Annotated in this window: 10 protein-coding genes; 3 read left to right on the top strand and 7 right to left on the bottom strand. The window is 31.8% G+C overall.

What is annotated here, in order from left to right:
• The first annotated feature begins 50 nt into the window (after positions 1 to 50).
• The gene (locus DFQ07_RS15520) at positions 51 to 227 is read left to right on the top strand and encodes a hypothetical protein (RefSeq protein ID WP_028891109.1); all 177 of its coding nucleotides are present in this window, start codon (positions 51 to 53) and stop codon (positions 225 to 227) included.
• A 62-nt stretch (positions 228 to 289) separates the two neighbouring features.
• On the opposite strand, the gene DFQ07_RS06880 is transcribed toward DFQ07_RS15520, so the two are convergent.
• The 4 genes from DFQ07_RS06880 to DFQ07_RS06865 form a co-directional block, all read right to left on the bottom strand.
• Positions 290 to 685 (bottom strand): hypothetical protein, encoded by a 396-nt coding sequence (locus DFQ07_RS06880; protein WP_133535554.1) that lies wholly within the window; start codon positions 683 to 685, stop codon positions 290 to 292.
• Positions 686 to 812: 127 nt separating this feature from the next.
• Positions 813 to 3263: a TonB-dependent receptor domain-containing protein gene (locus DFQ07_RS06875; protein WP_243743946.1), complete on the bottom strand. Its 2451-nt coding sequence runs from the start codon at positions 3261 to 3263 to the stop codon at positions 813 to 815.
• Positions 3264 to 3401: 138 nt separating this feature from the next.
• Complete coding sequence (gene yidC / locus DFQ07_RS06870; RefSeq protein ID WP_133535553.1) at positions 3402 to 5273, bottom strand: membrane protein insertase YidC; 1872 nt, start codon at positions 5271 to 5273, stop codon at positions 3402 to 3404.
• A 196-nt stretch (positions 5274 to 5469) separates the two neighbouring features.
• Positions 5470 to 7083 carry a CTP synthase gene (locus DFQ07_RS06865; protein WP_133535552.1) on the bottom strand — a complete coding sequence of 538 codons (1614 nt, stop codon included), beginning with the start codon at positions 7081 to 7083 and terminating at the stop codon, positions 5470 to 5472.
• Between the two features lie 230 nt (positions 7084 to 7313).
• Between DFQ07_RS06865 and rpmH the strand changes: the two genes are divergently transcribed.
• Positions 7314 to 7475, top strand: coding sequence for a 50S ribosomal protein L34 (gene rpmH, locus DFQ07_RS06860; protein WP_133535551.1), 162 nt, complete (start codon positions 7314 to 7316; stop codon positions 7473 to 7475).
• A 102-nt stretch (positions 7476 to 7577) separates the two neighbouring features.
• The gene (gene carB, locus DFQ07_RS06855) at positions 7578 to 10430 is read left to right on the top strand and encodes a carbamoyl-phosphate synthase large subunit (protein ID WP_133535550.1); all 2853 of its coding nucleotides are present in this window, start codon (positions 7578 to 7580) and stop codon (positions 10428 to 10430) included.
• Positions 10431 to 10484: 54 nt separating this feature from the next.
• Here the strand turns inward: carB and DFQ07_RS06850 are convergent, their stop codons facing one another.
• The 3 genes from DFQ07_RS06850 to DFQ07_RS06840 all read right to left on the bottom strand — a co-directional run bounded on the left by DFQ07_RS06850 (position 10485) and on the right by DFQ07_RS06840 (position 14319).
• Positions 10485 to 11036 carry a hypothetical protein gene (locus DFQ07_RS06850; protein WP_133535549.1) on the bottom strand — a complete coding sequence of 184 codons (552 nt, stop codon included), beginning with the start codon at positions 11034 to 11036 and terminating at the stop codon, positions 10485 to 10487.
• Positions 11037 to 11125: 89 nt separating this feature from the next.
• A complete protein-coding gene (locus DFQ07_RS06845; protein ID WP_133535548.1) occupies positions 11126 to 13213 on the bottom strand; it encodes a M64 family metallopeptidase in 2088 nt (695 codons plus the stop codon).
• Between the two features lie 8 nt (positions 13214 to 13221).
• Positions 13222 to 14319 carry a hypothetical protein gene (locus tag DFQ07_RS06840; protein ID WP_133535547.1) on the bottom strand — a complete coding sequence of 366 codons (1098 nt, stop codon included), beginning with the start codon at positions 14317 to 14319 and terminating at the stop codon, positions 13222 to 13224.
• Positions 14320 to 14345: the final 26 nt, after the last annotated feature.

Here is a 14345-nt window from a genome sequence, read left to right as displayed (position 1 = left end):
AAGAAAAATAGTTATAATTTTGTCGCATAACAATTATTAATAAGAAACAAATGTTAGATTTTTCAGAATTTTCAGGATTGGTATTATTCATGTTTATTTTTACAGCTGGATTTTGGCTGTTAATTTTCTTATTAACATTTGTAGTTCCTTACTGGATTGGTGGAACTATCTGGGAGAACATGAAATTAAAAAGAGAAGCTAAAAGAGCTGCTGAGGAAGGTAAGTAAGCTTTTTATACAATATATAATTAAACCACGCATGTTGCGTGGTTTTTTAGTTTAGAGTAAATTTATCTACGTCTTCCTTTTCTTAAACCATTTCGATTTTTACTAGATGATGCATTTTTTCGGAAGCCACTTTTATGCTCCTTCATAATTTGTTTGAATGCAGTTACCTGCTCCTCAGTTAAAAATTTACTAAGTTCTTTTTCTTGCCTTATGTTGATTTCTTGAAATTGAATTCTCTTTTCGTCAATAGGGATGTCTTTGTTTCTTAAGTTATTTTTTTCTTGATTGAATTTTAAGATAATCTCTTTAATAATGGCTATTTGTAGATTGTCTAGCTTAAGTTTTTCTTGCACTTTTTCTAACAGTTGATCAATTATTTTGTCGGTATTTTGTTGTTGAGTAAAAGACTTTCCAGTTAGCAAAAGGAAAAGCAAACTAGTTAAGATGAAATTTTTCATAAATGATTATTTAGTTTGCCTTATGACATTATAAAATCCAAAAGGTTTAGCTGTAATTTGATAAAATGATGTTAAAATAAAAGAAGAGGTTTTAAAACCTCCTCTTTTATAAATAAGTATATTTTGACTATGGATTGAAACCTTCACCTCCATTAAAATCACCATTTCGATCAGGACGTTCACGTTTTTTCTTTTGATTGAAACGATACGTAAAGCTCAATGTGATTTGACGCTCTCTCCATTGGAATTCTTGGTAAGAAACTACTTTAGAAGTATTAGTATAGCTTTTTCTTTTACGTTCGTTAAATAAATCGCTAACATTTAAAACTAAGGAAGCTTTGTCTTTAAACAAATCTTTACTAAAAGCTAAGTTGGTAACAAAAATACCTTCTCTGCTTCCTTGTGCATCATCTTGTGGTCCTCTGTACATAATACGTGTTTGCCAATCAATTTTTGCTGGTAAGGTAATTCTTGAATTAAAACGAGCAAACCAGCTATTACTATTCACTTCAGGTAAAAACTCGGTTTCGGTAACAATACTTCCATCATCAGGATTAGTGTATGAATAGGTATAATCGAAAGCATCTGTTTTAAACTTAAAATAATTGAAGGTTGCTGATAAGCGAGCCCATTTAGCAGGATTATAATTGGTTGTTAACTCAAATCCATAACGGCTTTCATTATTTAAGTTTAAAAACTGACGAACAAAAACATTTCCTTTTTCTCTTGTTTCAATTCTTGATACTGGTCGTATTAAATCTGTGGAATATTGGTAGTATAATGATGAGTTTAATGTTACTTTACTAATTCTAGTAGTATAACCTAAATCAAAAGAACTAGTATACGTTGGATTTAAGTCAGGATTTCCTTTAAATACATAAGTGTCAGAACTTCTTGTTTCAAAGGGGTTTAAAAACCAGTGGCGTGGTCTACGTAACCTACGGGCGTAGCCCAAAGTTAGGTTGTCTGTTTCACTAAACTCGTAGCCTAAGTTTACGGTAGGAAACCATTGAGTGTAGTTTTTATCAGAAAAAGTATTATCTGTTAATACCAAAAGGTCTACATCGGTATATTCAGCACGTAGCCCTAAAAGGTATGAAAACTTATCTATTTTGCTTCCGTATTGAGCATAGTAAGCATAAATATATTGTTTAAAATCAATAGCATTAGAAGGATCATACTCCTTAGGGTTCCCATCTGCATCTCTTACTTTGAAATCTGATGTTAAATCTTGTAAATCAGCTTTATGACCTAATTCTAACTGACTTTTTTCTCCTAAAGGAAGTACATAGTCTATTTGTAATAATCTGTTTTTAGATTTGGTTATTTGACTGTTTATTTCAGTAAGTACACCATTATTGGTAATAGTAGAGTTATCATTGTCGTCACTTTCTCCATACTGCAAATCAATGGTCAGTTTTTGTCCTTTATCATCAATGTTATTGGTATAATTGATTGAGTATTGGGTGTCTATACCATCTTCTATTTCATTTTCTACTCTGTTAACATTACGTTTAGGAGTATTATCTGGATTGAAAACATTAGTATTGTTTGTTACTATATCGTTCCCATCATTATTTCTATAGAAAAACGTACCAGTTATAGAACTTTTTTTATTTAAATAGTATTCTAACCCAATAGAACCATTAAAGTTTTTGTTTTCTCTATCATATTTTCTTTTCTCAATACTTAAACTATCAATAACTCCATCGGTTAAGTATGTAAAGTCACTGAACGCATTTCCAGGTCCTTTTCTATATGAATATCCTAAATTAGAAAAAAGGTTAATCTTTTTTGTACGATAGTTTAAATTACTACTTGCTTGGTATAAATCAGGGTTACCTACTGATAAGTTTACAGAACCATTAAATCCTCTAATTTTTCCTTTTCTAAGAATAATATTTAAGATTCCGGCAGTACCTTCTGCATCATAACGAGCAGATGGAGAGGTAATAACTTCTACTTTTTCAATTGCATCTGCAGGTAGGTTACGTAAGGCATCTGTACCACTTAACCCAACTAAAGCAGAAGGTTTTCCATCAATTAAAATACGAACATTTTCATTACCACGTAAACTTACAGCTCCTTCTGCATCAACATTAACAGATGGTACATTGTCTAAAACATCTGAGGCACTTCCTCCTTTAATAGTCATGTCTTTACCAACATTGTATATTTTTTTGTCTAATCGAATTTCTACGGTAGACTTTTCAGCAATAACTTCAACCTCTTCTAAAGTTTCTGTGTCTTCTGAAAGAAAAATAGTTCCTAAATTTTTATTTTTAGTTAAATTATAATTGCCTAAGTTTTTTGTTTTAAAGCCTATAAATTCAACTTTTATAGTGTAAGTACCTGATGAAGCATCTATAGAAAATCCACCACTAGCATCGGTTACTCCTCCAACAATTTGCTGTGTATTAGTGTTTGTTAGTACTAAAGTAGCATATTCTAAAGGTTGTTTAGAATTTGTTTCTAAAACTTTACCTGTTAATATGATTTTGGGCATTTTGTTTTTTACTGGGCGTTGCGCCATAGCAGTAAAACCTATAAGTAGAAAAAGTAGTGTTAATTTTTTCATTAATGTTGATTTATAAAAGCTTTTAGACAGCAAATTTCCTTAAAGGTTTAATGGGGTTTAGTTAAAGGAATGTTAAATAAAAAAGGGTGCTATATAGCACCCTTTTTTATTGTGTAGTTAAAAGACTTTTTAACTCAGTTATTTTTTCTTAGCACGTTGCTGTGCCGCTTGTTGTTCTTGAGCTTGTTTCATGGCAGCATCTAAACGTTCACGGAACTTACTCTTTTTAACAGGTTTCTTTTTGTTTTCTTCAATCTTAGCGTGAATCTTAGCTTCATCAATTACATAGTTTTTAATAACAAACATAATTGCAATTGTTAACAAGTTAGAAATGAAATAGTATAAACTTAATCCACTAGCGTAGTTGTTAAAGAAGAATAACATCATGATAGGAGAGAAGTATATCATCCATTTCATCATTTTACTCATGTCTGGCATCCCTTCTTGAGTAGGAGCTTGCATGTTAGCTTGTTGACTTTGATTCATTTTCATGTAGAAGAAAATAGCGATTGATGCTAAAATTGGGAATAAACTTACATGGTCTCCATAAAATGGAACTTTAAAAGGAAGTTTAAAAATAGTATCATACGATGATAAATCATTAGCCCACAAGAAACTTTTTTGACGGAAGTCTATATTCGTAGGGAAAAACTTGAATAAGGCAAAGAATACAGGCATTTGCATTAAGGCAGGAATACAACCTGACATCATACTAACTCCGGCTTTTCGTTGTACAGCCATAATTTCTTGTTGACGCTTCATCGCGTTTTCCTTACCAGGATATTTCTTGTTGATTTCTTCCATTTCTGGACGAATCACTTTCATTTTTGCACTTGATAAATACGACTTGTATAATACAGGAGACATGATTATACGTACAACAATCGTCATTAAAATGATGATTAATCCGTAGTTACCAATGAATCCTTTTAACATATTAAATACAGGGTAGAAAACGGTACGGTTTAAGAAACCGAAAATTCCCCAACCTAGATCAGCAATTTGGTCAAGACTTGTTCCTTCGTAAGACTTTAATAAATTATAATTTGTAGGTCCATAAAACCATTGCATATCATAGTTTAATTCTCCATTAGTCAAGGCTAACGGTGTTTTTAAACCAAAGGTTTTTGTATAAACACTATCCTTTTCTTCGCCTGCAAAATCAACAGATTTTAGAGTTGCATTATTAAAAGGAGTTTTAGAAGTTAATATAGATGAAAAGAAGTGTTGTTTGTATGCTACCCAATCAATATCATTAGCAACTTCATCATCATTCATCTGTAAGTAATCTACTTCATCATCTGCTTTATAGTAGTAATAAGAGTACATGTTTTCGGTTTTTAAACTTTTTTCATGTCTAAAACCTTTTAAACTCCAATCTAAATTAATTTCTTGAGAGCTATTAATAACACTACTTAATCCTTGAGAGCGAACAGTAAAACCTACGCGGTAATCACCTTCTTTCATTTCATAACGGTATTCTAAGAATTTATCTTCAGCAACCTTTAATTTCATAGAAAGTACTTGCGTATCTCCATTTTTAGTTAAAGTAGGACTAAATAGTAAATCTTTAGTGTTTAAAATTCGGTTATCAGTAGTACCAAAGTTTATATTGAATGATGCATTTTTATCTTTAACTAAGTATAAAGGCAATGAATCATATGTTTTATAATTTTTAACTAAAGCTTCAATAATTTGTCCACCTTTGTTATCAATAGTTAGCTTTACAAGATTATTTTCGATAGAAATATTTCCTTCTTTACTTGTAGATGCTCCATAAGCAAAAGCCCCAAACTTATTTTGTAAAGCGATTTGTTGTAGCGAGTCATTTATAACAGTATTCTCTGTTAATGTGTTTTGAACTTGAGCAGTAGTATCTGTTGTTTGTTCAGTTTGTGTAGTAGTTTCAGGAGTTTCTTCTGGTTTTTGAGTGTTCATCCACCAAAGCATTATTCCCCCTAATAAAAGCATTCCTATAAAGGAATTGAAATCAATTTTTTTTTGTTCCATCGATATATATTATAATGTCAACTTGTCATTAAATGTTTTTCAGATTATAGAAAAACCCGACAAATGTAGTAAAACCATACAGATTTTTATGGGTTTTACTGTGATTAATTTTGAAGCTTATAGTAGCTCAAACTGTATTCCAAATTGTAGTATAGAAGAAAAAATCCTGTAATTTTAGTTACAGGATTTTCTAATTTTATTTTTTTGATTGTTTTAAAGCTGCTTTAATAAAACTCACAAATAAAGGGTGTGGGTTTAATACTGTACTTTTATATTCTGGATGATATTGCACACCAACAAACCATGGGTGAGTAGGGATTTCAACAATCTCTACTAAACCAGTTTTAGGGTTTATACCAGCAGTTTTCATACCAGCAGCTTCTAATTGTTCTTTGTATTCGTTATTGTACTCGTATCTATGACGATGACGCTCACTAATCAATTCTTTTTTATAAGCTTCAAAAACTTTTGAATCTTGTGCTAACTGACAATCCCAAGCTCCTAAACGCATAGTACCTCCTTTATCAGTAACTCCTTTTTGTTCTTCCATTAAGTTTATTACTGGGTGAGTTACTTTAGAATTCATTTCAGTAGAGTTAGCGTCTTTTAAGTTTAGCACATTACGAGAAAACTCAATTACAGCCATTTGCATACCTAAACAAATTCCTAAAAATGGGATGTTATTTTCACGTACATATTGTACTGCGGCTATTTTTCCTTCAATTCCTCTGTCTCCAAATCCTGGTGCTACTAAAACTCCATCGACACCTTCTAGTTGTTTTATAGCATTTTCTGGAGTTAATTCTTCAGAGTGAATCCAACGAACATTTACTTTCGTTTTGTTAGCGGCACCTGCGTGAATAAAAGCTTCAGTTATAGATTTGTACGAATCATGTAATTCTACATATTTTCCTACTAAGCCAATTTCAATAGTAGAAGTAGGGTTCTTATGACGTTCTAAAAAGCGATTCCAAGCAGTTAATTTAGGCTGTTTACGAGTAGACAAACGTAACTTGTCTAAAACTACATAGTCTAATCCTTCTTTAAACATTAAATTAGGAACATCATAAATAGTTTCAGCATCTAATGACTGAATTACGTTTTGCTTCTTAACATTACAAAATAATGCTAATTTACGCTTGATATCATCAGAAATTTCATGCTCTGAACGACACACTAAAACATCAGGACTCACACCACTTTGCATTAACATTTTTACAGAGTGTTGTGTAGGTTTTGTTTTTAACTCACCTGCTGCGGCTAAATATGGCACTAATGTAAGGTGAATAACAACAGCGTTATCTTCTCCTAAATCCCATTGTAATTGACGAACAGCTTCAATATAAGGCAATGATTCAATATCACCTACTGTACCTCCAATTTCAGTAATAACGATGTCAAAATCGCCAGTATTTCCTAAAATTTGGACTCTATTTTTAATTTCATCAGTAATATGAGGAATTACCTGAACAGTTTTTCCTAAAAACTCACCTTTACGCTCTTTATTTATTACAGATTGATAAATTCTACCTGTAGTAACATTATTAGCTTGTGAAGTAGGGATGTTTAAGAAACGCTCGTAATGTCCTAAATCTAAATCGGTTTCGGCACCATCATCGGTAACATAGCATTCTCCATGTTCATATGGATTCAATGTTCCTGGATCAATATTAATATATGGGTCTAGCTTTTGAATGGTTACTGAGTATCCTCTTTCTTGTAATAATTTAGCTAAAGAAGCGGCAATAATACCTTTTCCTAGTGATGAAGTTACGCCTCCGGTTACAAAAACGTATTTTGTGTTATTCATGGTGTTGTTAGGTTTGCGCAAAAGTAAGAAGTCTGACAATTACAGCAAATAAAAAAGAGAAAAAACATACTGAAAATTTATGTATTTTTGCCAAACGACCTTTTTTTTAAAAAAAATAAAATTAGGGTTTGTCAGACTGAAAAACTGTTGTATATTTGCCCACGCTTTTAGCAGACGGAATTTCACAAAAGCAAAACATTTTTTAAAGACGATATTTAAGATATACTGTAATGAGTAAAAGAACGTACCAACCATCGAAGAGAAAAAGAAGAAACAAACACGGTTTCCGCGAAAGAATGGCTTCTGCTAATGGACGTAAAGTATTAGCTAGAAGAAGAGCAAAGGGAAGAAAGAAATTGTCTGTTTCATCTGAATCAAGACCAAAAAGATAATGATTAACTATTGTTAATATTTTAAAGGCGTTACTATTTAGTATCGCCTTTTTTTATAACTAAACAATTTTTATTTTTACATACAACACAACACGAATTAAAATGCCTAAAAGACAAGACCTTAAATCGATTTTAATTATTGGATCTGGACCAATTGTTATTGGTCAAGCATGTGAATTTGATTATTCAGGATCTCAAGCGTTAAGATCTTTGAGAGAAGACGGAATTGAAACCATCTTAATTAATTCAAACCCTGCAACAATTATGACAGACCCTTCAATGGCTGATCATGTATACTTGTTGCCTTTGAACACAAAATCAATTGTTCAAATTTTAAAAGAGCATCCACAAATTGATGCTGTTTTGCCTACTATGGGAGGGCAAACTGCATTAAACCTTTGTATAGAAGCTGATGAAAAAGGGATTTGGAAAGATTTTGGTGTAGAAATTATAGGAGTAGATATTGATGCTATTAATATTACGGAAGATAGAGATAAGTTCCGTTTATTAATGGAAAAAATAGGAGTGCCAATGGCACCTCAAGCTACAGCAACTTCGTTTTTAAAAGGTAAAGAAATAGCTCAAGAATTTGGATTTCCTTTATGTATTAGAGCTTCGTTTACCTTAGGAGGAGCAGGAGCTTCTATCGTTTATAATGAGGAGGAGTTTGAAGAATTATTATCAAGAGGGTTAGAAATTTCTCCAATCCATGAGGTAATGATCGATAAAGCAATGATGGGATGGAAAGAATATGAGTTAGAGTTATTACGTGATGATAACGATAACGTTGTAATTATCTGTTCTATTGAAAATATGGATCCAATGGGAATCCACACAGGAGATTCTATCACAGTAGCTCCAGCGATGACGCTTTCAGACAAAACGTTCCAGAAGATGCGTGACATGGCTATTAAAATGATGCGTTCTATTGGTGAATTTGCAGGAGGTTGTAACGTACAGTTTGCAGTTTCTCCAGATGAAAAAGAAGATATTATCGCTATTGAAATCAATCCGCGTGTATCTCGTTCATCGGCATTAGCATCGAAAGCAACTGGGTATCCTATTGCAAAAATTGCTGCTAAATTAGCAACAGGATACACTTTAGATGAGTTAGATAACCAAATTACCAAGTCTACTTCTGCATTATTTGAACCAACGTTAGATTATGTAATCGTAAAAATTCCTCGTTGGAATTTTGATAAGTTTGAAGGTTCTGATAGAACTTTAGGATTACAGATGAAGGCGGTTGGAGAAGTGATGGGAATTGGACGTTCGTTCCAAGAAGCTTTACATAAAGCGACACAATCGTTAGAGATTAAACGTAACGGAATTGGAGCTGACGGTAAAAGCTATAGAGACTACAATCAAATTAAAGAGAAGCTAAAGTATGCTTCTTGGGATCGTGTTTTTGCTATTTATGATGCTATTCAAATAGGAATGCCATTGAGTAAAATTCACGAAATCACTAAGATTGATATGTGGTATTTACGTCAGTATGAAGAGTTATACGAATTAGAAAAAGAAATTTCTAAATATACTATTGATACACTTGATAGAGAATTGTTATTAGAGGCTAAACAAAAAGGATATGGTGATCGTCAAATTGCACATATGCTAGGTTGTTTAGAAAGTCAAGTATATAAGAAACGTGAAGAGTTAAATATAAAACGTGTTTATAAGTTAGTAGACACATGTGCTGCTGAGTTTAAAGCGCAAACTCCTTATTATTATTCAACATTTGAGAGTGAAATAGAAACAGCTGAAGGAGAGGTTTCTGTATCAAACGAAAGTGTAGTTACAGATAAGAAGAAAGTAATCGTATTAGGGTCTGGACCTAACCGAATTGGACAAGGAATTGAGTTTGATTACTGTTGTGTTCACGGAGTATATGCAGCAAAAGAGTGTGGTTACGAAACCATTATGATTAACTGTAACCCTGAAACAGTTTCTACCGATTTTGATACAGCGGATAAGTTATACTTCGAACCAGTTTTCTGGGAACATATTTACGATATCATTAAACATGAGAAACCAGAAGGAGTTATTGTTCAGTTAGGAGGGCAAACAGCCTTAAAATTAGCAGAAAAATTAGAGCGTTATGGAATTCCTATCTTAGGAACTAGCTATAAAGCTTTAGATTTAGCTGAAGATAGAGGAAGTTTCTCAACTTTATTAAAAGAAAATAATATTCCTTATCCTGAGTTTGGTGTTGCAGAAAATGCAGATGAAGCTCTAGCTTTAGCCGATGAGTTAGATTTCCCAATCTTAGTACGTCCATCTTACGTATTAGGAGGACAAGGAATGAAGATTGTAATCAATAAAGAGGAGTTACTAGAACATGTAGTAGATTTATTACGTAAGATTCCTAATAACAAATTATTATTAGATCATTATTTAGAAGGGGCAATTGAAGCAGAGGCTGATGCTATTTGTGACGGAGAAAATGTGTATATCATAGGTATTATGGAGCATATTGAACCTTGTGGAATTCATTCTGGAGATTCAAATGCAACATTACCAGCATTTAATTTAGGAGAATTAGTACTAGAGCAAATTAGAGAATATACCAAAACTATTGCTTTAGCACTTGATACAGTTGGATTAATTAACATTCAGTTTGCTATTAAGGATGATAAAGTATTTATCATTGAAGCGAATCCACGTGCATCTCGTACCGTTCCATTTATTGCAAAAGCATATAAAGAACCTTATGTAAACTATGCGACTAAGGTGATGTTAGGAGAGAAAAAAGTAACTGATTTTGATTTTAATCCACAATTAGAAGGATTTGCAATTAAGCAGCCAGTATTCTCTTTTAATAAATTCCCAAATGTAAATAAGAAGCTAGGACCTGAAATGAAGTCAACAGGAGAAAGTATCTTATTTATTGAAAGTTTAAGAGATGATCAGTTTTATGAACTATATGCAAGACGTAAAATGTATTTGAGCAAATAAGAGCTTAATTATATATAGATAAAAAAAATCCGAAGTAATTACTTCGGATTTTTTTTATTGATTTAAGAAGTGAGCTAATTGGCTGGCGTTAATGGTATATCTTTTTCGAATAACCTGTTGTTGTTCTAATTCTTCTAACTTTTCTTTCAAAACTACAGAAGACTCAAAGTTTTCCATATACTCATTTACTTTATAAATATAGATATCAAGATTCTTTGTGCTATCCTTATTCGCAAACTCTTTAGGTAGATTAATATTTAAAGAACCTTTTTCCATTGTTTCTTCCATTTCACGTTCACCAACTGTTCTCATAGTCAACGGATCGGTAAGTTCACTATAAAAAAACAGTTTGTCCTTCTTATAAGCTACTAAGAACATATCGGTAGGAATTTGAATATCAAAAGACAAGTTTCCATCATTTTGGTGTTTTGATATTAATTGATAGTTGTCTTGGGTAAACTCAAAATTGACTGTAAAATAAAACCCTTGATTTATAGAAACATCTTCTGATTTATGACGGTAGTTTTGAGAATCTTTTGAAGTATAATTTTTACAGTTAAGAGCAGAGAATAGAAAAATTAAAGGTAGTAAAGCATAATATTTCATAATAGTGGCTTTTGTATTTTAAATATCTTTAAAATTAAGAATAACATAGCTATTAATAGCTATGTTATTCTTTTTTATGAAGTTGTGAATTAATACCATCCGTAATCATGGTACTTAAAAGCATGAATATAATCTTTATACATTCCTTTTATGTACATGTTAGAAGTACCTGACCACATATATGCAAACCAATTTGTATTATGTATAAATAAGTTATCTCTTCCCGTTTTACGATTGTCTACGATTAACTTATCTGCGCTACCCAAATTCCAACCACCAATCCAATCACTTTGGTAATTTACACTTACAGTACTACCATTGGTTATTACGCGACCTAGGTATTGTGTAGACCAGTCTTGATTATTGAAAACATATAAATCATCTTTTCCGTCACCATTTATATCGGCTACGTAAAATTTATCATGGTTATTCATATTCCAACCTGGTAAAGCATCGTCATATCTTTTTATATACTTGTATTCGTTTCCATCAGATCTAAGTAATAGTAAGTATTCTGGTCCCCAGTTTGTGCCATTAAAAATATAAACATCATCTTTTCCATCACCATTTATATCGGCAATATGATATTTATCTCCAGCTTTACTTGTCCAACCAGGTAAGCTAGCAAAATACTCTTTCGTTTTAGAAAGTGAAATACCTGAAGATTTAAACATTCTAGTAACTTTTGAATTGGTATTGAATAAGATTAGCTCTTCTTTATTGTCTCCAGTATAATCTGCTACAAAATATTTGTCCGTAGAACTCATGAAATGTCCAGGTAAATATTTGTCATATCTTTTTACATAAGAAAAATTACTACCAGTTGATTTAAACATTCCCATATACCCTTGATTCCAGTTTACAGCATTAAAAATGTAGAAATCATCTTTTCCGTCTCCATTAAAATCAGCAATAAAAAATTGATCTCCATTGCGCATTTGCCATCCGGGTAAGTTGTAGTATATCTTTTTAATACATTCAAAACCAGTAGGGGTAGATTTTAAAATTCCTAATCTAGAATATTGATTGTTAGGATAAAATACAAGTAGGTCATCATAACCATCACCTGTGAAATCTCCTACGTAGAATTTGTCTTTTGACGATACGTACCAAGTACCTCCAGGACCTTTAACTCTTTTGGTGGTAACATAGGAATTAGCAGGGCGTGTAATACCAGCTCCACTACCTGTAAAACCTTTAGGGTGTTCAGTAGGGTAAGCTGTAATATAATTACCGTAATGAAGTACCACATCGTTATAGCTGTTTCCTTGAAAATTACCTATAATTGGTTTGTTAAAGTTATAGTTACTTTTTGATTTGTTTCTTTTCCAGAATTCATTATAACTTGGCGGATTAAATAGGCTTGTATTTCCTCTCATTGTACTGTTACTAGAAGGACGGTAGATACAGCTTGTATTATAACGTCCACCTTCAAATCCATCGACATTATATTCAGTAGGAGCTCCAGTTGTAATAGTACTTTTAGCAAACTTATTCCATTTGCTAGGATTATCGTTTTTATCAACATTTACAGCAGAAGGATTGGTTCCGCTAAAACAACCAGGTTTTGAATATTCATCTGCTAATCTTCCAACTGAATGCCCTAGTTCGTGTAGTAATACATTGTTACTCATAGATTTAGTAATAGACAAAACTTTTCCGTAAGAACATCCTCCAAAACCAGGTTCATTTAAGATAACTACCACAAAATCAGCGCCTGATAAACCAACAGTACTTAACGCATTATTGATTTTGTTATCAGTATTACTAGATTTTTGCATCCAACAGCAATTCCAACATCCTGAGTACTTAAAATTTAAAGCAGTATTTTTACTACTAGCTGTATTACTACTACAGTCATCATTGCTACAAGTATACTGCGTTACACCAGATTGAGTAGAGTTTAAATTGACTCTATATATATTAAAAGCATCTTGTAGTTCAGATAGAACATTGTCTAAGTTACCATTGTCATGAGTAAACATAGCTTTAAAATAATCGGATACTAAATTGTTAAATTCACTTTGGTTAGATGAAGTAAAACCATCTCCCATAAATACAATATCAAATTTTGAAGCTGAACTTCCATTGTATAATAATGTAGTTTTAGTTTGTGAAAAAGCAGCAATAGTTATAAGGGACATTAATAAAATTAATGCTTTATTTAGATTTTTCATTTTTTTCGTTATTGGTTAGTAATTTTTTTTAGTTTAGAAAAGTCGACTCTTGAAGCCGTCTTTAAGATTTGAAAAGAAGTATTCAAATCGTTTTTTCGTAGTTGTTTTCTTTTTACTTTTTGTAAGATGTTCTCAGCTTTTGAAACATCTTTGAACTTAACTAATTTAAGATCTAATTTCTCTGAAGCTACTTTTGACTTATATTTTATTGGCATTTTTACAGAAACATAAGCTTCTTCAGCTGTAAATTCTTTATGGTCACTTTTCTTAGGGTCAAAAATTGTTCTATAACTAAGTGGGTTTTCGAAAGTTTCTGCTAACACAGCATTATCTCCTTCTAAACCAATAATAGCCCAATCACCAGATTCTTCAGTAGATAAAACATAAGCACCATCTTCTTCAGTTTTGGAAACAGGAGCTATTCCATTTTTAGTTATTTTATACGTTACGACCAGATGTTTTTTTGCAGTTTTATTTCTTTGTAGATTAAGCTCTGGTGATAAGTTGTCAACTTTTCTGATACTTCTAGCCGATGCAGCTTTAATTTTAGCAGTACTAGCCATAGCTGAAGTTCCTGCAAACCTTATGTTTTTAGGTTGAAAAGGATCTTTTACCCTTTTAATATTAATGTTTTTGAAAGTGTTTAGACTTTTAACATTGATTAATTTTGAGGTAACTCCTAATTGGGGTTTGTTTTTGTCTGCATTTTCATTTTTATCATTTGTTTGTTTTGATAACATCAATTTAGAGCTAGAAGCAGTTAAATTGATTCTGTTATTTTCTGTAGATTTCGAAATCATATTTTTCTCACCTTCTTCAGAATCTACTTTGTAGAAGTATCGAATGTTGGGAGGAATGATTTTTGAAAGGGCATCGTCAACAGGAGTATTAGATAATTGGCCTGTGACGTTAAAATTTTGATTGTCCACAACTATAAATAAAAGAAAGTTTTGTTTTGAAAGTTCTTTTATAACTAAAGAAATTGGGGTTTTGTTTAACTTTCCAGTTAAGGAATGATTATTAACATTGTATTTGATATCTACTTGTTGAGAAAACAAGTTACTACTCATAAACACGCTAATAAATAAAATAGCTAATTTTTTCATTACATTAGTTTTGGTTAATATGTTGA

The organism is Tenacibaculum caenipelagi (assembly GCF_004363005.1).
Lineage (GTDB): Bacteria > Bacteroidota > Bacteroidia > Flavobacteriales > Flavobacteriaceae > Polaribacter > Polaribacter caenipelagi.
Note: the sequence above shows the minus strand (reverse complement) of the source record. Positions and strands in the feature narration are given on the sequence as shown.

Excerpts from the sequence above, each read along its gene's own strand:
- DFQ07_RS15520 (WP_028891109.1), top strand. The coding sequence starts at position 51 with ATGTTAGATTTTTCAGAATTTTCAGGATTGGTATTATTCATGTTTATT.
- DFQ07_RS06880 (WP_133535554.1), bottom strand. The coding sequence starts at position 685 with ATGAAAAATTTCATCTTAACTAGTTTGCTTTTCCTTTTGCTAACTGGA.
- DFQ07_RS06875 (WP_243743946.1), bottom strand. The coding sequence starts at position 3,263 with ATGAAAAAATTAACACTACTTTTTCTACTTATAGGTTTTACTGCTATG.
- yidC (WP_133535553.1), bottom strand. The coding sequence starts at position 5,273 with ATGGAACAAAAAAAAATTGATTTCAATTCCTTTATAGGAATGCTTTTA.
- DFQ07_RS06865 (WP_133535552.1), bottom strand. The coding sequence starts at position 7,083 with ATGAATAACACAAAATACGTTTTTGTAACCGGAGGCGTAACTTCATCA.
- rpmH (WP_133535551.1), top strand. The coding sequence starts at position 7,314 with ATGAGTAAAAGAACGTACCAACCATCGAAGAGAAAAAGAAGAAACAAA.
- carB (WP_133535550.1), top strand. The coding sequence starts at position 7,578 with ATGCCTAAAAGACAAGACCTTAAATCGATTTTAATTATTGGATCTGGA.
- DFQ07_RS06850 (WP_133535549.1), bottom strand. The coding sequence starts at position 11,036 with ATGAAATATTATGCTTTACTACCTTTAATTTTTCTATTCTCTGCTCTT.
- DFQ07_RS06845 (WP_133535548.1), bottom strand. The coding sequence starts at position 13,213 with ATGAAAAATCTAAATAAAGCATTAATTTTATTAATGTCCCTTATAACT.
- DFQ07_RS06840 (WP_133535547.1), bottom strand. The coding sequence starts at position 14,319 with ATGAAAAAATTAGCTATTTTATTTATTAGCGTGTTTATGAGTAGTAAC.